Source organism: Pseudooceanicola nitratireducens, from assembly GCF_900109195.1.
Lineage (GTDB): Bacteria > Pseudomonadota > Alphaproteobacteria > Rhodobacterales > Rhodobacteraceae > Pseudooceanicola > Pseudooceanicola nitratireducens.
In genome coordinates, this window is the sequence record NZ_FNZG01000001.1 from 114823 (window position 1) to 135294 (window position 20472).

Below are 20472 nucleotides of genomic sequence, written 5' to 3' on the forward strand. Positions count from 1 at the left end.
ATGGGCCGGGGACGCCGCCTACATTGTTCCGGCGGACTTGGCAAGCACCAAGGACACCATACCGCCGTATAGCACGGCGGAGAAATTGTTGTCGGCCACCATGGTCGCATGGACCACGCCCTGCGGGTCGGTCCAGATCGCCAGCCCTTCGAGGTTGCCCAGGGACAGGCCGGATTGCCAGATGACCTCGGCCGGGAAGATGCCGTCGACCTCCGGGGCGGGTTGGCTCAGATCAAAGCGCCGGATGCGCGACCGGAAGCCAAGCGTCGCCACCTTGCGCTCCAGCAGGTAATACATGCCGTCGGGGCCGAAATCCGCGCCCACGGGCACGAAACCGTCGCTTGGGTGGATCTTGCCCAGCACGCTCCACCGGCCGCCCTCCAGCCGCATCAGGGGCACGTCGCCACCGTGGGCCGACTGTTCCTGAACGATGTACAGCCGGTCCTGGCCATCAACCGCCAGCGCCTCGATCCCGCCGTTCTCGGGCAGGTCCAGGCCGCGCATCAGCGCAGGATAGGGCAGGGCGATGCCCGGTTCGCGGTACTTGGCGACGCGGTGGACATGTTCAAATGACACGCTCAGCGCCCCGTCCGAGGATATCGCCAAGCCTTCGCTGTCATGTTCCTTGCCGCGCGCATCCAGGGCCCGCCCTCCGGGTCCGCCCAGGGGGATGCTGCGCGTGGCCTTGGCCCCGGTCAGCCCATTGGCATCGCGGGTAAAGCTGCCTTCGATCAGAAACCCTTCGTCGGACAGCGCCAGAAAACGCGCGCCATAGTCCAGCACGGCCAGACCCGACAGGCCGCCGATCCGCAGCCCGTTTTCCTCGATCTCGAACCGCCGTTCGGATCCGGTCAGCCCGGCGGCCCAGGCGGCCGAAAGCGCGATGGCGGCCGCGCCAAGGCTTAGCGTGATTGCAGAACGGAGACGCATTGTCCGGGCAGGTCCGCCATGGTCAGTTGCCGCTTGGGCTTGGGTTTCGGGGCATTCGGATCCCGCGGCTTGGGCGGCGGCGGGTTCAGGATGTCGCGTACCCATTTCTCGGCGTCGGCGCAACCGTCACCGGGCGGGGGTGCCGCCTGATCGACGCAGCCGCGCGCGCCCTTGGGGCAATTCAGCCGCACGTGGAAATGATAGTGGTGTCCGTACCAGGGGCGGATCTTGCGCAGCCAGGACCGGTCGCCCTTTTCGTCGTTGCACATCTGCACCTTGGCCCCGGGAAAGACAAAGATCCGCGCCACGCGGGGATCGCTGGCGGCGGCCTTCAGCACCTGGTGGTGCTGCGGGGTCCAGTCGGAATTCACGTAAGCCCCGCCCGCGCGCCGCATCGAGATCGAGGAGATCTGTTCACGCTCGGACGCGCTCAGGTTCAGGCGTTTCGGTGGCAGCATCCAGATGTCCGCATCCAGCCCGATCTGGTGCGAGGCATGGCCAGAGGTCATCGGCCCGCCGCGCGGCTGGGAAATATCACCGATATAAAGCCCCTCCCATCCCGGCAGGGCGGCGACCTTCTGGCTGAGGTCCTTGAGATAGGCGATGGTCTCCGGGTGGCCCCAGTTGCGGTTGCGCGACAGGCGCATCGCCTGCCAGGTCGGCCCGGTTTCAGCAAGCTGTTCGGACCCCGCGGCGCAGCCCTTGGCATAGCTGCCGAAGGCCGCCGGACCCTGGGCCGAGGCGAAGGACATCGACCCGAACAGCTGCCTTGCCTCCTTCCCGCGCATGGACGACGGGACTTCCTGCTGGGACGACACCTGGGGCTCATCGCTGCCGCAGGCAGCAAGAAGCGCGGTCAGTGCAAGGGCTGTGAGGGTGCGGACCATTCTCTGGGGTCTCCTTCTGCTTTGACCCATCGTAGCAAAACGAGGCCAGCAAGGAAGAGGAAGATCAGGGGAGAGACGCCAATCTGCTGGGATCCGCTGATTGCGGTCACGATGCCGATCAGGGTCGGGGCCAGGAAGGACGTGGCCTTGCCCGACAGCGCATAAAGCCCGAAGGCCTCGGTCATGCGGTTGGGGTTGGACTGGCGCACCATCATCGTGCGGCTGGCCGACTGGATCACGCCCCCCGCCGCGCCGATCAGTGCGCCGAAGATGAAGAAGGTCACATCCGGCAGCATCGATCCTTCCGCCACCGGGATCCCGTAGACGGATGTGCGCGACACCAGAACGATCGAAATCGCCACGAAGGTCAGGATCAGGATGCAGACCTTGATGACCGGCTTCGGCCCGAACTTTTCGTCCATGCGCCCGCCGATCATGGCAAAGATCGCCCCCGAGATGATGGCGACGATGCCGAAGACCCCGATGAAGACCACCGACCAGCCCAGCACGCCCGAGGCATAGATGCCGCCGAAGAAATACATGCCATTCAGGGCATCGCGGTAGAACATCGACGAGGCGAGGTAGGAAAACAGCGACGGCCGCGCCGGCAGGGATCGCACGGTCTGCCCCACGCCCTTCAGCGCCTGCATCACCGCGCCCTTCGGAGCCTGCGCTGGTTTCGGGTCGCGGATGTACAGGAAGAAGGGGATCATGAAGACCGCGTACCAGATCGCGGTCAGCGGCCCGACAAAGCGCGTGCCTTCACGCTGGCCTGCATCTAGGCCCAGGATCGGGTCCATGCCGATCAGGGTTTTTCCGGTTGTCGAATTCTCGGCAAAGAGGACCAGCATCAGCACCAGGGTCAGCAGCCCGCCCAGGTAGCCAAAGGCCCAGCCATTGCCCGAGATGCGCCCGATCTCTTCCTTGGTGCCGAGGTCGGGCAGCATGGAATCGGTGAAGATCGTCGCGAACTCCATCCCGATCATGCCGATGCCGAAAAAGACGATCATGGTGAACAGATCGAAACTGCCCGGGGCCGCGAACCACAGCATGGCCGAGCCCACGACATACATCGCCGAGAACAGCCAGATCCAGCGCAGCCGGTTCCCCGAGATGTCCGAGATCGCGCCCAGCACAGGCGCCGAGAGGGCGATCACCAGCCCGATCAGCCCGGTGGCAAAGCCCCAGTAGGCCTGGGCATCCGCGCTGTCGCCGATGCCTTCGGCGACGTAGAGTTCGCGGAAGTAGGGGGCGAAGATGAAGGTGATGATCAGCGTGTTGTAAGGCTGGCTGGCCCAATCGAAGAAAAACCAGCCCCAGATGCGTTTGCGCAGTGACATGTCCCGCCCCCTGTTTCCCGCGTTATGAGCCGGAAAGCGACGCAGGGGCAAGATATTCCTTGCCCCCTTGCAGGGCGCATGGGGGCAGGTGCGGGGGTGCGGGGCCGTTGGTCGGCCCCCCGGGGTCAGACCCGGGCCGGCGGCCAGGGCCGTGTGTCGTCGGCTGCGAAAAGCGCGGCGACCCAGTCCGGCAGCTCGGGCGAGGTATCGGTGACCCCCAGTTCCATCAGGATATCCGTCGTGGGCACCATCTTGCCCTGGCCGACCAGCGCGGTGCGGAAGATGCCGTGGTTGGCGCAGGTGCCGTCCGCCGTCCACATGGATTGCTCGATATAGACGAAACGCGCGTCCCAGCCCAGAAGCCGCGACTGCATCTCGATCCGCTGCAGGTTGGTCAGCCGCTTGCGATAGCGCACCACTGACCCGGCCACCGTCAGTCCCCACTTGCGCTTGCGCAGCACCCGGAACAGCCCGGACCGCATGGCAAAGGGGATGCGGCCCAGGTCGAAGATCGACAGGGTGCGACCGTTGTTCAGCTCGCTCATGAAATCAAGGTCCCAGGGCCAGATCCGGTGATGCGAGACATGGACATCCCGCAGCCCGAGTGGCGGGGCCTTGCGGAACTTCAGGACCTCTTTGGCGAGGCGGATGAAGGGGTACATGGGCTGCTCCTGCTGTGCGATATGCGCCTTTCGGGGGATCTGTGGTCCGGGCGAGGCCGCGTCAATCGGATCATAACGTCACTTCGCCATGATCGCGCCACTTGCCAGCCCGCCCGCGCGTCCCTAGGTAGGAACGGCCCAAAAAGGAGAGAATGATGCAGTCGCTTTTCCAGATCCTGATGCTGATCCTAGACATCGTCTGGTTCTTCGTGGTCGCCCATGTGATCATGAGCTGGCTGATTTCCTTCCAGGTGCTCAATGTCCGCCAGCAGCTGGTCGGCCAGATCTGGTATGGCCTGAACCGCATTCTCGAACCGCTTTACGGCCCCATCCGCCGCATCCTTCCGCCCATGTCCGGCCTGGACCTGGCCCCGCTGGTTGTGCTGGTCGGGATCTTCGCGCTGCGGATCATCCTGCAGAACAACGTCGCCTTCTTCTTGTAAGGCGCACGGGCGGCACCGCGGTGCCGGTGAGTATTTCTGGCAAGATGATGCCTGCGGGGCAATGCTGACCCCCAGGTTTGTTTCCACCACATGCGGTTGGCGGGTTGAATTTGCCCCCCATATTTTGGTTTACTGCGCTTTAACGACCCTATGGTCGACTTGAGCAGTTTTCCGGATCCAAGAGGGGCAGATGTCCGAACCCGCCACGCTGTTGCGCGCTGTCTTTGGCTTTGACGCATTCCGTCCGGGGCAGGAGGAGATCGTGCGCGCCGTGGCCACCGGTCAGGACGTGCTGGCCATCATGCCGACGGGCGGCGGGAAATCCCTGTGCTATCAACTGCCTGCCCTGATGCGCGACGGGGTGACGGTGGTGATTTCGCCGCTGATCGCCCTGATGCGCGACCAGGTCCGCGCGCTTCGGGCAGCGGGAGTCGAGGCGGGCGCGCTGAATTCCGGCAACACCGAGGAAGAGACCGAAGAGGTCTGGAACGCCATCGGCGCGGGGCGGCTGAAGCTTTTGTATCTTGCGCCGGAACGCCTGGCCTCGGTCGGGGCGCGCGACATGCTGCAACGGGTCGGCGTGTCGCTGATCGCCGTGGACGAGGCCCATTGCGTCAGCCAGTGGGGCCATGATTTCCGCCCGGATTACCTGCGGATCGGGGAACTGCGCGCGGCGCTGGACGTGCCGGTCGCGGCCTTTACCGCCACGGCGGATGCGGAAACCCGGGCCGAGATCGTCGAGCGTCTGTTCAGCACCCGCCCGCCGCAGCAGTTCCTGCGCGGCTTTGATCGGCCCAATATCCATCTGGCCTTTGCCGCCAAGGACAGTCCGCGCCGCCAGATCCTGGACTTTGCCGCCGCCCGAAAGGGCCAGTCGGGCATCGTCTATTGCGGCACCCGCGCCAAGACCGAGACCCTGTCGAAGGCCCTGCGCGAGGCCGGGCATCCCGCGATCTACTATCATGGCGGGATGGAGGCCGACGATCGCCGCCTGGCCGAACAGCGCTTCCAGCAAGAGGACGGGCTGATCGTCGTGGCCACCGTTGCCTTTGGCATGGGCGTCGACAAACCCGATATCCGTTGGGTCGCCCACGCCGATCTGCCCAAGTCGATCGAGGCCTACTACCAGGAAATCGGCCGCGCCGGCCGCGACGGAGCCCCGGCCGAGACGCTGACCTTGTTCGGCGCGGATGACATTCGCCTGCGCCGGTCGCAGATCGACGAAGGCCTGGCCCCGCCCGAACGCCGCATGGCCGACCATGGCCGGCTGAACGCGCTTCTGGGCCTGGCCGAGGCGTTGGACTGCCGCCGCGCCACCCTGTTGGAATACTTCGGGGAAGAGGCCCAGGGCTGCGGCAAATGCGACCTCTGCGATCGCCCCGCGGATGTCTTTGACGGGACCGAGGCGGTGCGCAAGGCGCTCTCGGCGATTCTGCGGACGAGCGAATGGTTCGGCTCGGGCCACCTGATCGACATCCTGATCGGCAATCCGACGGAAAAGGTCCGCGCCAAGGGGCACGAGGACCTGCCCACCTTCGGCGTCGGGCGCGATCTGAAGCGGGGCGAATGGCAGGCCGTCTTCCGCCAGATGATGGGCCACGACCTGATCCGCCCCAATCCCGACCGCCACGGCGCGCTGACCATGACCGACGCCGCCCTGCCGATCCTGCGCGGAGAGGACACGATCCGCCTGCGCCGCGACACCATCGCCGCCGCCAAGGCGCGCCGCCCCGCCGTCAAGACGCTGGTCAACGAAGAGGACGAACCGCTGCTCTCGGCGCTCAAGGCCAAGCGGCGCGAGCTGGCGGAACAGCAGGGCGTGCCGGCCTATATCATATTCAATGACCGCACCCTGATCGAAATGGCGGAACAGCGCCCCGAAAGCCTGGACGCCATGGCGAAGGTCTCGGGCGTGGGGACCAAGAAACTGGACACCTACGGCGCGACGTTCCTGTCGGTGATCACCGGCGCGGTTGAGGAAATGCACCCGACCCGCCTGAAGGCCGCGGCGCGCGGTGGCGGGGACCTCTATGACCGGCTGATGGCGCTGCAGCGTGACCTGCACCACGGGCCGGACGGCACCGAAAAGCCGCTGTCCTGCTCGGCCTCGGCCATTGCCAAGGTCGTGGCCGCGAAACCCGACACCTCGGCCGCGTTGGAACGTATCCTTGGCGATCGCCGGACGGAACGCTTCGGTGCCGCCTTTCTCGACGCCATTTCAGAAGCAAGCTAGGGCCCATTCATGCTGATCGTCATTTCTCCTGCCAAGCGGTTGGACTGGTCGCCCCAGTCCGCCACCATGACCCGCCCCGATTTCCTGGCCGAGGCCAACAGCCTGGCCCGCACCATGCGCAACCGCACCCTGACCGAGATCAAGGACCTGATGGACCTCTCGGACGACCTGGCCCGGCTGAACCGAGACCGCTACCGCGATTTCGAAGAGGACCCGGCCACGGATGTGCTGCGCCCCGCTGCTCTGGCCTTTGCCGGCGACACCTACACCGGGCTCGAGGCCGGCAGCCTGGAGCCCGAGGAAATGGACTGGGCGCAGGACCACCTGCGCATCCTGTCCGGCCTTTATGGCGTGCTGCGCCCGCTGGACGGGATCCAGCCCTACCGCCTGGAAATGGGCACGCGCCTGAACACCCGCCGCGGCAAGAACCTTTATGACTACTGGGGCGCTGATCCCGCCAAGGCCTTGAAGAAACAGGCAAAGGCCGCGGGCACTGACGTGCTGGTGAATTGTGCCAGCCAGGAATATTTCGGTGCCGTCGATCAGGGCAAGCTGGGCCTGCGGATCATCACGCCGACCTTCCTGGAAGAAAAGAACGGCAAACGCGCCATTGTCTCCTTCTTCGCCAAACAGGCGCGCGGGTCGATGGCCCGCTTCATCGTCACCCGCCGCATAACCGACCCCGAGGGCCTGAAGGATTTCGACCTCGGCGGCTATGCCTATGACGCCGAAACCTCGACCCCCGATCAGCCGGTCTTCGTCCGCGCCCCCGAGTAAACCACAAGGGCTAGACCAATCGGTCCAGCCCCTCTTTGGTTTTCCAAAAATATCCTCGGGGGTAGGCGCAAATGCCTTGGCATTTGCGGCGCAGGGGGCAGACGGCCCCCTGTTTCTGGCCCCTGTTCCGGCCCCTCACCGGCGCTGACGCTTGATCTTCTTCTTGATCTTGTCGCCCTTCTTCTTGGCATGGACCAGCTTGCGCTTCGGCCCCCCGCCAGACGGCCGTCCCCGCCCGCGCCGGAACCCGCCCGGCCCGTGGCTGACGGCCTCACCATCCAGCGAAATCAGCTCCAGCATCAGCCCGCCAGTCACCGGCGCGGCCTCGGAGAGCTTGACCGTAACGCGCTGACCCGGCTGGATGATCCGCCCGGTCTTGGATCCCATCAGGGTCGAGGCCTCGCGGTCGTGATGGAAGAATTCATCGCCAAGCGACCGGATCGGCACCAGCCCGTCGGCCCCGGTTTCGTCCAGCCGAACAAAGGCCCCGAAACGCGCAACGCCGGAAATCCGGCCCGAGAACTCGTGACCGACCCGTTCCGACAGATAGGCGGCCAGGTAGCGGTCGGTGGTGTCGCGCTCGGCGGTCATCGACCGCCGCTCGGTTTCCGAGATATGCGCGCCGACGCTGTCCAGTTCCGCGATCTGATCGCCGGTCAGCCCGTCCTCGCCCCAGTGATGCGCGGCCACCAGCGACCGGTGTACGATCAGGTCCGAATAGCGCCGGATGGGCGAGGTGAAATGCGCGTAATTCGCCAGCGCCAGGCCGAAATGGCCAAAGTTATGCGGCGCGTAATAGGCCTGGGTCATCGACCGCAGGGTCGACATGTTGATCAGTTCCGCATGATCCGTCCCGGCGGCGGAATTCAGCAGCGCGTTCAGATGCGCGGTCTTGATGACCTGCCCCTTGGCCAGATTGAACCCGGCCGCCTGGGCGGTGTCGCGCAGGCTTTCCAGTTTTTCGACCGGCGGCTCTTCGTGCACGCGGAACAGCAGGGGGGATTTCTTGGCGATCAGCGTCTCGGCGGCGGCAACATTGGCCAGCACCATGAATTCCTCGATCAGCTTGTGCGCGTCCAGCCGGTCGCGGAAGTTGACCGACAGCACCTCTCCCTCATCCGACAGGATGATGCGGCGTTCGGGCAGGTCCAGATCCAGCGGCTGGCGTTTCTCGCGTGCCTCTTTCAGCGCGGCATAGGCGGCGTAAAGCGGACGGACCACGTCCTCCATCAGGGGGCCGACCTTGTCATTCGGCGCGCCATCCATGCCCTGCTGCACCTCTTCATAGGACAGCGACGCGGCCGAGCGCATCAGCCCGCGGTGGAAGGTATGCCCCAGCTTGACGCCGTGGGGATCCAGCCGCATCCGAACCGCGATACAGGGGCGCGGCACGCCTTCGTGCAGCGAACACAGATCGCCCGATAGCCGGTCGGGCAGCATTGGCACGACGCGGTCGGGGAAATAGGTCGAATTGCCCCGCTTGCGGGCCTCGCGGTCCAGCGCGGTGCCGGGGCGCACGTAATGCGCCACATCCGCGATCGCGACCCAAAGCACATGGCCGCCGGGGTTCTTCGGATCGTCATCCGCATGGGCATAGCAGGCGTCGTCGTGGTCGCGCGCGTCGCTTGGGTCGATGGTGACGAAGGGCATGTCGCGCATGTCCTCGCGGCCCTTCAATCCGACGGGTTTGGCGCGGTCAGCCTCGTCCATGACGTCATCGGGGAAGGCATCGGGGATGCCGTGCTGGTGGATGGCGATCAAAGACACGGCCTTGGGCGCGGTCGGATCGCCCAGACGTTCGACGATACGCGCGCGGGGCAGGCCCATGCGCGACTTGGGGCCGGATTGCTCGGCCTCGACCAGCTCTCCGTCCTTGGCCCCGTGGGTCGCGCCAGCTGGCACCATCCATTCCAGGTCCGAGCCCTTGTCGATCGGCACCACCCGCCCGCCTTCGGACCCGGCGCGGAAGACGCCCAGGATGCGGCGCGGGTTGTGCCCGATGCGGCGGATCAGCCGGCCTTCGTAGTCCGGCCCCTGACCCAGCAGGGTCACGCGGGCCAGGATACGGTCCCCGGCGCCAAGCGCGGGGTCGGAATTGCGCAGCACAAGGTGCACCACCGGCTCATCACCCTCGCCCTGCCATTCCAGCGGCTTGGCGGTCAGATCGCCATTGGCGTCGGGCCCATTGACCAGCAGCACCGACACGGGCGGCAGCCGGTCGGGGTCGCGATAGGTCTTCTGGCGCTTCTCCAGATGCCCCTCGGCCTCGAGTTCGCGCAGGACGCGCTTCAGGTCGATCCGCGCAGCCCCCTTGATCCCGAAGGCCTTGGCGATGTCGCGCTTGGCCGTCAGGCCGGGGTTGTCGGCGATCCATTGCAGGATCTGATCTTTGGAGGGGATGTTGCTCATGATTTTGCCGTAGCACGACGGGGGCGGGACGTCACATCAAAAGCAAGCGCGCGTCAGGGCAGATCGGCGGCGGTATCCACGTCACGCAGGGTGTCGACCAGGGTTATGCGGTGATCGGGTAGGGTGGAGAGCGTGTCGGACAGCGCATGTTCCGTTGACCAGCGCACGCCCTGAAACTGCCCGGGAGGAGGCGGCCGCACCCCGCGCATCCCGATCAGCCAATAGCCGCCATCGGGGGCGGGGCCAAAGACGGCATCGCTGCCGCGCAGGGCCTTGAAGGCGCGGGCGATATGGGTGCGGGTGATGCCAGGGATGTCGGCGCCGATGATGCAGCATGGCACGGCCCATGAGGTCTGTTCCACCCGGCGGCTCCGCCGGGCCGCGCCCGACCCGCCCCCCCTCGGGCCGGGCGCAGCCCTATGAACATTGCTCGGGCGGTTCCGCAGCACCCGCCCCATCCGGTCGCCCAGATCCCCCGGCCCCTGCGCCACACGCGCCAGATCATGCGGAAAGACGGGCGAGGCGACGGCCCCGTCGGGCGCGACCGCCAGCACCAGATCCCATCTGGGATCCCGCAGCCGCCGCAAAAGATCGCGCAGCTGATGCCGCATCCACCAGGTCGCCGGGATCGCCCCGATATCCGTCGCCAGCCGCGTCTTGACCCGGCCGGGGCGCGGGTCCTTGACCATCACGACAAGCCGGGGCCGGGCGGGCATCAGGCGAAGTAGTCGCGCAGGATGCGGGAATAGATCGCCTTGAGCTGGTGGATTTGGGCAATCTCGACCCGCTCATCCACCTGATGCATCGTCTTGCCAACAAGGCCGAATTCCACCACCGGGCAGTGATCTTTGACAAACCGCGCATCCGAGGTCCCGCCCGAGGTCGACAGCTCGGGCGTCACGCCGGTCTCGTCCTTGACCGCGCGGGCGATCAGATCCGACAGCGCACCCGGAGGGGTCACGAAGCTTTCGCCCGAAACCTTGATCCGCGTGACGATCTTCACGCCAAAGTCTTCCGCGACCACCTCGGCCTCGGCGCGCAGCCAGTCCGACAGGCTGTCGCCGGAATGGGCGTCGGAAAACCGGATGTTGACCGCGCCCCGGCAAGCGGCGGGGATCACGTTGGTCGCCGGGTTGCCGGTGTCCATCGTCACGATCGCCAGGGTCGAGGCGTCGAAATGATCGGTGCCCTGGTCCAGCTCATGGCTGGCCAGCCGGTCCATCAGCCGCGCCAGCGCAGGTAGCGGGTTCCGGGCGCGGTGCGGATAGGCGGAATGGCCCTGCACGCCGGTGACCTCGAACCAGGCGGTCATGGACCCGCGCCGCCCGATCTTCATCATCTCGCCCATGACATTGGGGCTGGTCGGTTCGCCCACAAGGCAATCGGTCATCGCCTCGTTGTTGTCGCGCATCCAGTCCAGCAGGGCGGTGGTGCCATCGGTGGCGTCGCCCTCTTCATCGCCGGTGATTGCCAGGATCACCGCGCCGTCGGGCGGCGTGTCAGTGACAAAATCAATGGCCGCAGCGGCAAAGGCGGCAACGCCCGATTTCATGTCGGTCGCGCCCCGACCCCACAGCATCCCGTCCTTTTCGACCGCGCCAAAGGGCGGCACCGTCCAGGCGGCCTCGTCGCCGACGGGGACCACATCGGTGTGACCGTTGAACCCGAAAGACCGGTTGGCCCCGCGATTGCCCCATCTGGCAAAGAGGTTCGAGGTGCCGTTGCGATCGACCCGGGTGCAGGTGAACCCGGCCTTCGACAGCAGGTCCTCAAGCAGCACCAGCGCGCCGCCTTCCTCGGGCGTGACCGAGGGGCAGCGGATCAGATCGGCGGTCAGGGCAACGGGATCAACACTCATTTGGGGTCCTTTCGAATGGGGCTTCCGGGGCAGGGGGCGTTCCGGAAGGGGGGCGTCAGTGGCGCGTCTCGCCCTCGTCATAGAAGGGGGTCACCTGGGCCACGACCACGGCGTTGTCTTCCAGCGCCCGCGCCATCAGCCCGCGTTCCTCGTCCGAGATGTCGTGCCCCTCGGCCAGGCGTTCGTCCAGCGTGCCATAGCCCGAGACATCCAGCGGGGCCATTTCGGCCTGTTTCAGGATGGCGACGGTTTCGCGCACGGCCTCGGCCTCGTCCACGCCCGAGGCATAGCACATCAGCGCCGCCCCGGTGGACCCTTCGGGAAGCCCGTCGCCCGCGGCCCGGCCCACTTCGACCAGCAGCGTATAGACCTGCTGTTTGCGCGGCGTCTTCTTTTCCTTGGCCATGGGGTCGTCCTTGTCTGTGCTCCTGCGGGCCGCCGTGCGGGGCCCGGGTCTGGCCTGACGGGTGTCAGATTTGGCCGTCTTAGTAAAGAGACAGCGCTTGCCATTCACCGGGGCGGCGGGTCTGATGGCTGGTATGGTGAGTAAAGGAGAACGCGCGTGAAACGGATCAAGGACATGGTGGCCGAGGCCAACGAGAAGGTAAGCCACGCCCCGGCGGACGTCATGCAGGTGCTGCATGGCCAGGAAGGCGTGACCTTCGTCGATCTGCGCGACCCCCGAGAGCTGGAGCGCGAGGGCATGATCCCCGGGGCCTTCCACTGTCCGCGCGGCATGCTGGAATTCTGGATCGACCCCGAAAGCCCCTATGCCAAGCCGCAGTTCCAGCAGGATCACAAGTTCGTCTTCTACTGCGCCTCGGGCTGGCGGTCGGCCCTGTCGGCGCTTGCGGCGCAGGACATGGGGCTTGAGAACGTCACCCATATCTCGGACGGGTTCACCGGCTGGAAAAAGGCTGGCGCTCCGGTGGCCGAGAAGTCCGCGAAGCAGGGCTGAGGCTTGGCCGGTCACCCGCTGATCTGCGACGCGGGCACGGTGCTGTTTTCGCCCGGAATGCCCTGCACCGGCTTTGTCGTTCTAGAAGAAGGCACGATCCGGGTGACCATGACCGGCACCAACGGGCGCGAGGTCGTGCTGTACCGCGTGACGCCCGGCGACGTCTGCCTGCAGACCTTCGGCTGCCTGATGGACGGGCGCGACTATGCGGCCGAAGGCGTGGCCGAGACGGCGATCCGCGGCCATATCCTGCCGCCCGGCGATTTCCGCCGCCAGCTGGCCGAGGACGAAGGATTTCGCGACCGTCTGCTGGGCGCGGTGGCGCGGCGGTTCCACGATTTCGAACAGCTGGTCGAAGATGTCGCCCTGACCGGGTTCGACGCCCGGCTGTCGCGCGCCCTTTTGCGGCTGGGCCGCGATCACGACGACATCCAGGTGACCCACGAAGGCCTGGCGGCTGAAACCGCCTCGGGGCGGGCCTTCGTGTCGCGCCGCCTGGCCGAATTCCAGCGTCGCGGGCTGATCCGCATCGGGCGCGGCCATGTGACCCTGCTGGACCGCACCGCCCTGGGCCACCTGGCCGAGGATTGACCGCCCCGTCGCCCCTGCGTTTCGCGGAAATCCCGGCCCTTCGGTGACATAGTCACATCACCCGGCCCGCGCGGGGCGTAGACTAACCCCATTCACACGTGAAGGAGTCGTCACATGTCCCGCAACGAAGGAACCCTTGATCGCGCGCTGCGCGTCATCCTTGGCCTAGTGCTTCTGTCGCTGGTCTTCCTGGGCCCCCAGACCCCCTGGGGCTGGATCGGCCTGGTGCCGCTGGCCACCGGCCTGATCGGCTGGTGCCCGCTCTATACCCTGCTGGGGATCCGTACCTGTCCGATGCAGAAATGATCGCAATCAGTCGCGCGGGCCGGGGGCCTTGGGGGCCTGCCACCCGCGTAACACGCTAAGGATCCGCACGAAGGCCGCCAGCGCTGCCCCAAGGATCAGAACGGGCAAAGGATCCGCCCCGATCCGATCGCCCGCCACCACGATCACCGCGCCCAGAAGCGCGGCCAGCGCGTAGACCTCTTCGCGCAGCACTCGGGGTGTTTCGGCCACCAGCAGGTCGCGCACGGCCCCGCCGCCCACGGCCGTCAGCACGCCCAGCACCACGGCCGGAAGCGGATCCAGCCCGAAATCCAGCGCCTTGCGCGCGCCGCTGACCGCAAACAGGCCCAGCCCGATGGCGTCCAGAACCATGACGGGTTTCGACAGCTTCTCGATCAGCCTGTGGAAAAAGAAGACGCAAAGCGCGGCGGCAAAGGCGGCCAGCAGCGTGTGCGAGGTCCCAAGCGCGGCCACCGGCGTCGCGCCAAGCGCCATGTCGCGGATCATCCCGCCCGACAGCGCGGCCGCCACCGCCAGCACGGCAATCCCGAAGACATCCAGATCCCGCCGCACCGCCAGCATCGCCCCGGACAGACCAAAGACGAAGGTCCCCAGAAGGTCGAGCCAGTAAAGCGCCTGATCGGGTGTCATGGGACAGGTCTCGGGTCCGGCGGCGCAGAGGCCCGCCGGACCCAGGCGCGATCAGTCGCGCAGCAGGTCGTTGATGCCGGTCTTGGACCGGGTCTTTGCGTCCACGGTCTTCACGATCACGGCGCAATACAGGCTGACACCGTTCTTCGACGGCATGGAGCCGGAGACGACCACCGAGTAGGGCGGCACTTCGCCATAGAAGACCTCACCGGTTTCGCGGTTCACGATCTTGGTGGACTGGCCGATGTAGACACCCATCCCCAGGACCGACCCTTCGCGGACGATCACACCCTCGACCACCTCGGAGCGTGCGCCGATAAAGCAGTTGTCCTCGATGATGGTCGGGCCGGCCTGCATGGGTTCCAGCACGCCACCGATGCCGACGCCGCCGGACAGGTGCACGTCCTTGCCGATCTGGGCACAGGACCCGACGGTGGCCCAGGTGTCGACCATGGTGCCGCTGTCCACATAGGCCCCGAGGTTCACAAACGACGGCATCAGCACCACGCCGGGCGCGATATAGGCCGACTTGCGGACCACGGTGTTCGGCACGGCGCGGAACCCGGCGGCTTTGAACTCTTCGGCACCCCAGCCCTTGAACTTGCTGTCGACCTTGTCCCACCAGGTTCCGCCCTGCGGGCCACCGGTTTGGATTTCCATGTCCTTCAGGCGGAAGCCCAGCAGCACGGCCTTCTTGGCCCACTGGTTCACGTGCCAGTCGCCGCTTTCCTGTTTCTCGGCCACGCGCAGGCTGCCGCTGTCCAGCGCGGCCAGGGTGGTTTCGATGGCATCGCGGGTCTCGCCGGTGGTGGCGGGGCTGATGGTGTCGCGCGCCTCCCAGGCGGCTTCGATGGCGGTTTCCAGCTGGGCGTTGGACATGGGGCGGCTCCTGTCGGTTTGAACTCGCGGGCGGTTAGACACCAATCCGCGCGGGGGCGCAATCTCTGGCTGCCCGTGCGCGGCACTGACGGGCGGGGCGGGTCCCGGCGGGTCACGACTGGTCGCGCGGCGGGCCCCGCGCTAGGTTGAGGGCAAATCACTTAAGGACACTTCATGACCGAAGACCGCCACCGTTCCGCGCACCGCACGTTTCGCGACGCGCATACCGATATTCAGACCGCCGACGACGTGCCCGACACGCCCCAGACCCGCGCCCCGGCGTACCGCCTGGCCTTTGCCGATGACGAATTCCTCTGCCGGGACGAACTGCGCCCCGTCCGCCTGCAGCTGGAACTGCTGAAGCCGCAGATGGTCATGGACGAACGCGGCATCGAATCGACCGTCGTGCTGTTCGGCGGTGCCCGCATCCCCGAGCCCGCGAAAAAGGCCGATGCCAAGACCGAGACCCTGGCCGAGCTGTCGAAGTTCTACGATCAGGCCCGCCGTTTTGCCGCGATGATCACCGCCCGGTCGCTGGACAGCTATGGCCGCGAATGGGTCGTGGCCACCGGCGGCGGCCCCGGCGTGATGGAGGCCGGCAACCGCGGCGCCGATGACGCCGGCGGCCAGTCCATCGGGCTGAACATCGTGCTGCCGCATGAACAGGCCCCGAACGAATGGGTCACGCCGGACCTGTGCTTCAACTTCCACTACTTCGCGATCCGCAAGATGCATTTCCTGATGCGCGCCCGCGCGGTCTGCGTCTTCCCGGGCGGCTTCGGCACCCTGGACGAGATGTTCGAGGCCCTGACCCTGATCCAGACCGGCCGGATGGAGCGCGTGCCTTTCCTGCTGTTCGGCCGCGCCTTCTGGGAAAAGATCATCAACTGGGAGGCCCTGGCCGACGCCGGCACCATCGCGGCCGAGGATCTTTCGCTGTTCAAGTTCGTCGAAACGGCCGAAGAGGCGCTTGCCGCCATCGACAGCTGGCCCGCCGCGGGGACCAAGCGGGGGGACATTCCGGGGCGGTGAGGGGATATTGGCGGGGTGAGTTGGGTGTCTGAGAGGAGGTCAATCACTCCGCCGCGACCTGTGACGTAGTTTTGTTATTGGTCAGAAGGTCGCTACCGGCCCATTGCCGACATTCAAATACAGCCTGGATGCCGCATCGCAGCACCTTCAAGCGGACACTGATCCGAGCCGATACAATATCGGAAAATATAACGCGCTGGCCGGACCAACCCCGGAGACAGCGCGTCAGGTGTTTAGCGGAACCTGGCTGCGTTCTCCGCGGCCGCTGCATCCGTGTCGCCCTGACCGAAAGCAGACGGTCGCGGCTCTGGCAGTTGCAGGGCCTCCTGAACCCGCGGCATGGCGTCGATGCGGTCGAACCACGCTTGAAGGTTCAGCAATCCGTCGACGCTCACAGTCGCCCAGAAGTAGGTGCGCGCCCAAGGGTAAGTCGCGATATCCGCGATGGACATCGCATCACCTACCAGCCACTCGCGCCCTGCGAGCCGCGTATCCAGCACTTCCAGCAGGCGGCGGCTTTCGGTCACATAGCGGTTAATGGCGTAGGGCACCTCATCGCCATTCGGCTTGGCGATCCGCTGGAAGAACATCGCCTGGCCCATCATCGGGCCGATCCCGCCCATCTGGAACATCAGCCATTGCAGCGTCTCCGAGCGCTCCTTGGGGTCGTGGCTGAGGAACCGATCGTATTTCTCGGCGAGATACCACAGGATCGCGCCGCTCTCGAACACGGCGCAGTCATCAGCGCCGCGATCCACGATGGTCGGAATGCGGCCGTTTGGATTCAGGCGCAGGTAATCGGGCGCTTTCTGCTCCTTCTTCCCGAAGTCGATCGGCACCAGCTCGTAGTCAATCTGTGCCTCGTGCAGAAATATCAGGGGCTTCCAGCCGTTCATGGTGTTGGCGGTGTAGAGAACGATATCAGGCCGCGTCATTGCTGAGCTCCCCGAAGGTCATAGCGAGATGGGCGTCGAACCGGGCGAGGTCGGAGGCCACGTCGGGGTTCTTCATCACGTCGAAGGCCCCGAAGGTCGGCAGCGGCGTCATGCCGAAGAACCTGGCGTTCAGGTGGACCGGACGCAGGAGGTCATCCAGCGACATGCCCTCGAAGAACGGCTCTGCCGGGTCGTCGAAGGCTTCAGCCGGGGCGTTCAGCGTGGCCGAGATCATGTAACGCGTGCCTGCCAGCTTGCCGCCCATGCCGTAGTTGGCCTTCGGTGCGGCAGCGCTGCGACCGTCGCCGTTGCTGAGCTGTCCGCCCATCCCGACCGTGTAGACCTCATCCATGTATTTCTTGAACGACCACGGCACGCCCATCCAGTTTACCGGGAATTGCAGGAGGACCACGTCCGCCCAGAGGTGACTGTCCACCTCGGCCTGCACGTCGTATCCGGCCGCGACCGTGGTCAGGCGAACCTCGTGACCCTGCGCCTCAAATGTCGCCTTGGCGCGCTCCGCGAGCGTTCTGTTGAGTTTACCGGGGGCAAATTCGTAAGGCTGCGCGCCGTTCAGGATGTGGATCTTTCTCATATCGTCTCTTCCGTTGCTGTGCCCGCTTGACTTCGGCGGGGTCCGGGATGAGATGACCTTGGCAGGAAGCAAAAGCAACCAGTATACTTTTAGTAACCTAAACCTAAATGGATCAGCGGAGTGCAAAATGATGGATGCAAAGATCGAAATAGACGGTGCAGGTCGACGGAGCGCGGCCAATGCCTGCACCGAGCCCTGCGCCATCGAGCGCGGGATGCGGATCATCGGAGGGAAATGGACCGGCTCCATCCTCTGGCACGTCAAGGATGGGCCGGTGCGGTTCAACGACCTCGCCCGGATGATCGGCGGCGCATCGAAGAAAATGATCACGGAACGCTTACGGCAACTCGAAGACCAAGGGCTGGTCAGGCGTGAGGTATGTGAAACCGCCCCGATCACCGTGGTTTACGAAATCACTGATTTCGGGCGCACAGCCTTGGGTTTCCTGGATGAACTGCGCAAGTGGAGTGAGGGCCTGCCGAAGGCTTTGACTGCTGAAAAGAGATAGCCTGTCGAGAACGCGACCGGCCCTTTGCGGTCATTGGCCAGGATCACCATTACCGCAGCGCGGCTACCTAGTACCCGACGTTCATGACCCCGCGCAGCATATTCCAGGGCACGAAGGTCAGCAGTGCGGACCAAGCGGGCGTGCGCTGCAGTTGGACCAACATTGATGATTTATATACGCAAGTCTAAGCAATAGCCATGTATGCAAAAAACCTGTCCCTTCTTCTTCATCGTCAACTTTCTGAACCACGATCGTATGACGAGACACTAAAGCGATTTGAAAGCCTACGGGGGTATGGGCAACTTCCCCGTGGGAGAGAAAGGGCCGCGCAACGCCTTAGCAACAGTGAGATCGCACGGGCCGTTTTAGGCTTTGTGCCGACATTAAGCGGATGGGCTGGCCATGTGGCACTCATAATGGGCGATCTTCGGCCTGTCGGTGGCGTCGCGGCGTCGTTTAAGGGGGTGGCGTCTCTCGCTGAGGCGATGGCTGCTCTGCTAACCAAAGATGAAGACTGCAATGCCCTTGTGTCGCTTACGCTTTCTATAGCCCGAATTCCTGGAAACGATGAATATCAAGCAAAGCTGATTTTCGAGGAAGACGGCCAACGGAAGACAAACTCCTACGTTTCGGAATATGCTCTGACTCTGGCGGCGGCAGGAGCGGAAAAAGACTTCGACCATGACCGACCGTTATCGACCAACACCCGGCAACTAGTCCTAAACCGAGAGTTCTTCCGAGAGCTAAAGCGTGACATCGACCTTTCGCGCCATTGGAACCGGCCACTAGAAACGGATTGGCGAGAATATGAAACAGAAGATGAGCGTAACGCTTTCGACGAGCGCCTTGGTGCCCGCAGAGGATCAAGATTCTTGAGCCTTGGCGTAGATACCGCCGTCACTTGGCCAAAGGAACCGACGCGAGTCGAGTTCGGCGGTCATGATTTCGTGCTTTTCCCAAAAACCAAGGAACACTCGCATTCCATCAGCATTGATTTACACCATGAGCGTATCTCAGTCGAAGCCGCCGAGACTCTACTCAACCGCTTTTTGAGTCTTCTCGCTTGGTGTGATGATCAACACGCTATCCTGCGGGAAGGATGGACCGGCAATCCTGTACCCGTGCCCGTTCCAAGACGTGAAATCGCATCCTACGTTATGCCCGATTGGATGTTTTTTCGCTCGCTGCCAGAGGATAAGGAGCTATTGAACTGCCTTTCATACTACCGAGAAGGGTTGAATGCTGCCGAAGCAGAGATAGCGTCACAGGCAGTGTTGAGCTTCTTTAAGGTTTTTGAGATGTGGCGTGACGCTCGGAAGGCAAAAAGGTGGATCAAGCGCGTTTTCACGGATGCTTGCACCAATGTGCCCGAGCATGCCTTGGCTCAGTTTCATTCGGACAGGCAAGAGACTGAGATTGAAGATTATTGCTACAAGTGCCGTGTCGCAGCAGCGCATGCTTCAAAATCCTATAAATCAGACGCAGACATTTCGAGTGAAACGCGCAGGCTATCCGCTGCTGCCGATATTATGAGGGCGTTAGCGCGACACTACATACGAACGAAATTCGGTTTTTCAGATTCCTACATGAGCGATAAAATAAACCGATAGCAGGCACTGGGTCAGTGCGCAGCATCAGTCAAACTGGGCTTAGACCGGTCATGCGGCGGCGCTGCGACCCCATCACGAGGGCCGCGCCACCCTATCGACGCGATCGGCCCTTTGCGGTCGTTCTCGCCAGGCGCGGCGGATGACCGATGTCAGCCCCATACCCACTTTGGTATTTGCATCATCAATGTGCAAAGCAACTTTCCGGCAGCCCGATCGCAGAAATCCAGATCCGTTTCGCCATCATGGACAGCTTCTCGGCCCTTTGTTGGCCCAATATTTAAGCCGTCGCCTGAAGCTGGCAGGGATAGGGGCTCCTCATCCTTTCGGTGAAATAGCGCGACAAGTTCTCCTACTATGGGAACATTCCTTGAAAGTTTCAGAGGCAATCGCCAACACTGCTTGGATCAACTTGGAGTAGACAATGTCAGATTTCGAAGCATCCGTGCAGTACAACGATTTCAAAGGGTCCGTCGCGGCAGATAGGTCCGACACCGAAAGAATGTCTGATTACCTCGTTGCCCAGGGGCTTGCTACCGATGACGAGAGAGTTGTCGGGTATCGAATATCCTTCATGGGTAATCACGGAGATGAGTATGAACCGGGTGTGTTGGTCTACCTCCAAAAGGGCAGCTACGATGATCCAGACAAAGTTGTTCGGGCCATCGACATCCAGATGTCCGGTCCAAAATTCTTCTCTTTTTTCAAACGTTTCTCGCTTGTCTTGATGCAGGATGGGCTGGACCTTACCGGCGTCACGGTGGACGGCCCACACTACGAAGAATAAGATAAAGCGCGCCCGCCGCGAGGAGACTACGCGGCGGGCACTGCGGCGTGCTGTGTTAGCCAGGCGGCAGGAGCAGATGCCGAGCGGTGCGCTCTGGATGAGTGC

General features: G+C 64.3%; 22 protein-coding genes. 10 read left to right on the forward strand and 12 right to left on the reverse strand.

Going from position 1 to position 20472, the window contains the following annotated elements:
- Positions 1–18: 18 nt before the first annotated feature.
- From BMX99_RS00570 to BMX99_RS00585, 4 genes are all read right to left on the reverse strand, one after another.
- Positions 19–930, reverse strand: a complete 912-nt coding sequence (locus BMX99_RS00570) for an esterase-like activity of phytase family protein (protein ID WP_093445868.1) — start codon at positions 928–930, stop codon at positions 19–21.
- Positions 903–1718: a penicillin-insensitive murein endopeptidase gene (gene mepA / locus BMX99_RS00575; protein ID WP_409371761.1), complete on the reverse strand. Its 816-nt coding sequence runs from the start codon at positions 1716–1718 to the stop codon at positions 903–905. The genes BMX99_RS00570 and mepA overlap by 28 nt, the downstream gene beginning before the upstream one ends.
- 68 nt (positions 1719–1786) lie before the next feature.
- The gene (locus tag BMX99_RS00580; protein ID WP_093445870.1) at positions 1787–3157 is read right to left on the reverse strand and encodes an MFS transporter; all 1371 of its coding nucleotides are present in this window, start codon (positions 3155–3157) and stop codon (positions 1787–1789) included.
- A gap of 125 nt (positions 3158–3282) precedes the next feature.
- Complete coding sequence (locus BMX99_RS00585; RefSeq protein WP_093445871.1) at positions 3283–3819, reverse strand: acyl-CoA thioesterase; 537 nt, start codon at positions 3817–3819, stop codon at positions 3283–3285.
- A 155-nt stretch (positions 3820–3974) separates the two neighbouring features.
- Here BMX99_RS00585 and BMX99_RS00590 point away from each other — a divergent pair, with 155 nt between their 5' ends.
- The 3 genes from BMX99_RS00590 (at position 3975) to yaaA (ending at position 7272) form a co-directional block, all read left to right on the forward strand.
- A complete protein-coding gene (locus tag BMX99_RS00590) occupies positions 3975–4262 on the forward strand; it encodes a YggT family protein (protein WP_093445872.1) in 288 nt (95 codons plus the stop codon).
- A gap of 190 nt (positions 4263–4452) precedes the next feature.
- On the forward strand, positions 4453–6495 hold the full coding sequence (gene recQ / locus BMX99_RS00595) for a DNA helicase RecQ (protein WP_093445873.1): 2043 nt from the start codon (positions 4453–4455) through the stop codon (positions 6493–6495).
- Positions 6496–6504: 9 nt separating this feature from the next.
- The gene (yaaA, locus tag BMX99_RS00600) at positions 6505–7272 is read left to right on the forward strand and encodes a peroxide stress protein YaaA (RefSeq protein ID WP_093445874.1); all 768 of its coding nucleotides are present in this window, start codon (positions 6505–6507) and stop codon (positions 7270–7272) included.
- A gap of 135 nt (positions 7273–7407) precedes the next feature.
- Here yaaA and rnr read toward each other — a convergent pair whose 3' ends face one another.
- Genes rnr through BMX99_RS00620 form a run of 4 tightly spaced genes read right to left on the reverse strand, consistent with a single transcriptional unit; the run spans position 7408 to position 11945 of the window.
- The gene (gene rnr, locus BMX99_RS00605; protein WP_093445875.1) at positions 7408–9681 is read right to left on the reverse strand and encodes a ribonuclease R; all 2274 of its coding nucleotides are present in this window, start codon (positions 9679–9681) and stop codon (positions 7408–7410) included.
- 53 nt (positions 9682–9734) lie between these two features.
- Complete coding sequence (locus tag BMX99_RS00610) at positions 9735–10397, reverse strand: TIGR04282 family arsenosugar biosynthesis glycosyltransferase (RefSeq protein WP_093445876.1); 663 nt, start codon at positions 10395–10397, stop codon at positions 9735–9737.
- On the reverse strand, positions 10397–11539 hold the full coding sequence (gene dapE, locus BMX99_RS00615) for a succinyl-diaminopimelate desuccinylase (protein WP_093445877.1): 1143 nt from the start codon (positions 11537–11539) through the stop codon (positions 10397–10399). The genes BMX99_RS00610 and dapE overlap by 1 nt, the downstream gene beginning before the upstream one ends.
- A 55-nt stretch (positions 11540–11594) precedes the next feature.
- Complete coding sequence (locus tag BMX99_RS00620) at positions 11595–11945, reverse strand: hypothetical protein (RefSeq protein ID WP_093445878.1); 351 nt, start codon at positions 11943–11945, stop codon at positions 11595–11597.
- Between the two features lie 156 nt (positions 11946–12101).
- On the opposite strand from BMX99_RS00620, the gene BMX99_RS00625 reads away from it, so the two are divergent.
- The 3 genes from BMX99_RS00625 to BMX99_RS00635 all read left to right on the forward strand — a co-directional run bounded on the left by BMX99_RS00625 (position 12102) and on the right by BMX99_RS00635 (position 13394).
- A complete protein-coding gene (locus BMX99_RS00625) occupies positions 12102–12497 on the forward strand; it encodes a rhodanese-like domain-containing protein (protein WP_244525625.1) in 396 nt (131 codons plus the stop codon).
- Positions 12498–12500: 3 nt separating this feature from the next.
- Entirely contained in the window at positions 12501–13088 is a 588-nt protein-coding gene (locus tag BMX99_RS00630) for a Crp/Fnr family transcriptional regulator (protein WP_244525624.1), read from the forward strand.
- A 114-nt stretch (positions 13089–13202) separates the two neighbouring features.
- Complete coding sequence (locus BMX99_RS00635; RefSeq protein ID WP_093445879.1) at positions 13203–13394, forward strand: YgaP family membrane protein; 192 nt, start codon at positions 13203–13205, stop codon at positions 13392–13394.
- Positions 13395–13400: 6 nt separating this feature from the next.
- Here BMX99_RS00635 and BMX99_RS00640 read toward each other — a convergent pair whose 3' ends face one another.
- Positions 13401–14024 carry a trimeric intracellular cation channel family protein gene (locus BMX99_RS00640; protein ID WP_093445880.1) on the reverse strand — a complete coding sequence of 208 codons (624 nt, stop codon included), beginning with the start codon at positions 14022–14024 and terminating at the stop codon, positions 13401–13403.
- 51 nt (positions 14025–14075) lie between these two features.
- Positions 14076–14903, reverse strand: coding sequence for a 2,3,4,5-tetrahydropyridine-2,6-dicarboxylate N-succinyltransferase (gene dapD / locus BMX99_RS00645; protein WP_093445881.1), 828 nt, complete (start codon positions 14901–14903; stop codon positions 14076–14078).
- A gap of 174 nt (positions 14904–15077) precedes the next feature.
- Between dapD and BMX99_RS00650 the strand changes: the two genes are divergently transcribed.
- Complete coding sequence (locus tag BMX99_RS00650; RefSeq protein WP_093445882.1) at positions 15078–15935, forward strand: LOG family protein; 858 nt, start codon at positions 15078–15080, stop codon at positions 15933–15935.
- 233 nt (positions 15936–16168) lie between these two features.
- On the opposite strand, the gene BMX99_RS00655 is transcribed toward BMX99_RS00650, so the two are convergent.
- Positions 16169–16870, reverse strand: coding sequence for a glutathione S-transferase family protein (locus tag BMX99_RS00655; protein WP_093445883.1), 702 nt, complete (start codon positions 16868–16870; stop codon positions 16169–16171).
- A complete protein-coding gene (locus tag BMX99_RS00660) occupies positions 16857–17465 on the reverse strand; it encodes an NAD(P)H-dependent oxidoreductase (RefSeq protein ID WP_093445884.1) in 609 nt (202 codons plus the stop codon). The genes BMX99_RS00655 and BMX99_RS00660 overlap by 14 nt, the downstream gene beginning before the upstream one ends.
- 127 nt (positions 17466–17592) lie before the next feature.
- Between BMX99_RS00660 and BMX99_RS00665 the strand changes: the two genes are divergently transcribed.
- From BMX99_RS00665 to BMX99_RS00675, 3 genes are all read left to right on the forward strand, one after another.
- Positions 17593–17973: a winged helix-turn-helix transcriptional regulator gene (locus tag BMX99_RS00665; protein WP_254771989.1), complete on the forward strand. Its 381-nt coding sequence runs from the start codon at positions 17593–17595 to the stop codon at positions 17971–17973.
- Positions 17974–18389: 416 nt separating this feature from the next.
- The gene (gene mauJ / locus BMX99_RS00670) at positions 18390–19583 is read left to right on the forward strand and encodes a methylamine utilization protein MauJ (RefSeq protein ID WP_093445885.1); all 1194 of its coding nucleotides are present in this window, start codon (positions 18390–18392) and stop codon (positions 19581–19583) included.
- Positions 19584–20004: 421 nt separating this feature from the next.
- Entirely contained in the window at positions 20005–20367 is a 363-nt protein-coding gene (locus BMX99_RS00675) for a hypothetical protein (RefSeq protein ID WP_139199384.1), read from the forward strand.
- The last annotated feature ends 105 nt before the right edge of the window (positions 20368–20472 follow it).

What these genes read in the sequence shown, in the direction of transcription:
- rnr (WP_093445875.1), bottom strand. Translation starts at nt 9,681, where the DNA reads ATGAGCAACATCCCCTCCAAAGATCAGATCCTGCAATGGATCGCCGAC.
- BMX99_RS00655 (WP_093445883.1), bottom strand. Translation starts at nt 16,870, where the DNA reads ATGACGCGGCCTGATATCGTTCTCTACACCGCCAACACCATGAACGGC.
- BMX99_RS00660 (WP_093445884.1), bottom strand. Translation starts at nt 17,465, where the DNA reads ATGAGAAAGATCCACATCCTGAACGGCGCGCAGCCTTACGAATTTGCC.
- BMX99_RS00640 (WP_093445880.1), bottom strand. Translation starts at nt 14,024, where the DNA reads ATGACACCCGATCAGGCGCTTTACTGGCTCGACCTTCTGGGGACCTTC.
- BMX99_RS00570 (WP_093445868.1), bottom strand. Translation starts at nt 930, where the DNA reads ATGCGTCTCCGTTCTGCAATCACGCTAAGCCTTGGCGCGGCCGCCATC.
- recQ (WP_093445873.1), top strand. Translation starts at nt 4,453, where the DNA reads ATGTCCGAACCCGCCACGCTGTTGCGCGCTGTCTTTGGCTTTGACGCA.
- BMX99_RS00620 (WP_093445878.1), bottom strand. Translation starts at nt 11,945, where the DNA reads ATGGCCAAGGAAAAGAAGACGCCGCGCAAACAGCAGGTCTATACGCTG.
- dapE (WP_093445877.1), bottom strand. Translation starts at nt 11,539, where the DNA reads ATGAGTGTTGATCCCGTTGCCCTGACCGCCGATCTGATCCGCTGCCCC.
- BMX99_RS00610 (WP_093445876.1), bottom strand. Translation starts at nt 10,397, where the DNA reads ATGCCCGCCCGGCCCCGGCTTGTCGTGATGGTCAAGGACCCGCGCCCC.
- BMX99_RS00590 (WP_093445872.1), top strand. Translation starts at nt 3,975, where the DNA reads ATGCAGTCGCTTTTCCAGATCCTGATGCTGATCCTAGACATCGTCTGG.
- BMX99_RS00665 (WP_254771989.1), top strand. Translation starts at nt 17,593, where the DNA reads ATGATGGATGCAAAGATCGAAATAGACGGTGCAGGTCGACGGAGCGCG.
- BMX99_RS00580 (WP_093445870.1), bottom strand. Translation starts at nt 3,157, where the DNA reads ATGTCACTGCGCAAACGCATCTGGGGCTGGTTTTTCTTCGATTGGGCC.
- mauJ (WP_093445885.1), top strand. Translation starts at nt 18,390, where the DNA reads ATGGGCGATCTTCGGCCTGTCGGTGGCGTCGCGGCGTCGTTTAAGGGG.
- BMX99_RS00650 (WP_093445882.1), top strand. Translation starts at nt 15,078, where the DNA reads ATGACCGAAGACCGCCACCGTTCCGCGCACCGCACGTTTCGCGACGCG.
- BMX99_RS00635 (WP_093445879.1), top strand. Translation starts at nt 13,203, where the DNA reads ATGTCCCGCAACGAAGGAACCCTTGATCGCGCGCTGCGCGTCATCCTT.
- BMX99_RS00585 (WP_093445871.1), bottom strand. Translation starts at nt 3,819, where the DNA reads ATGTACCCCTTCATCCGCCTCGCCAAAGAGGTCCTGAAGTTCCGCAAG.
- mepA (WP_409371761.1), bottom strand. Translation starts at nt 1,718, where the DNA reads ATGCGCGGGAAGGAGGCAAGGCAGCTGTTCGGGTCGATGTCCTTCGCC.
- dapD (WP_093445881.1), bottom strand. Translation starts at nt 14,903, where the DNA reads ATGTCCAACGCCCAGCTGGAAACCGCCATCGAAGCCGCCTGGGAGGCG.
- BMX99_RS00675 (WP_139199384.1), top strand. Translation starts at nt 20,005, where the DNA reads ATGTCAGATTTCGAAGCATCCGTGCAGTACAACGATTTCAAAGGGTCC.
- yaaA (WP_093445874.1), top strand. Translation starts at nt 6,505, where the DNA reads ATGCTGATCGTCATTTCTCCTGCCAAGCGGTTGGACTGGTCGCCCCAG.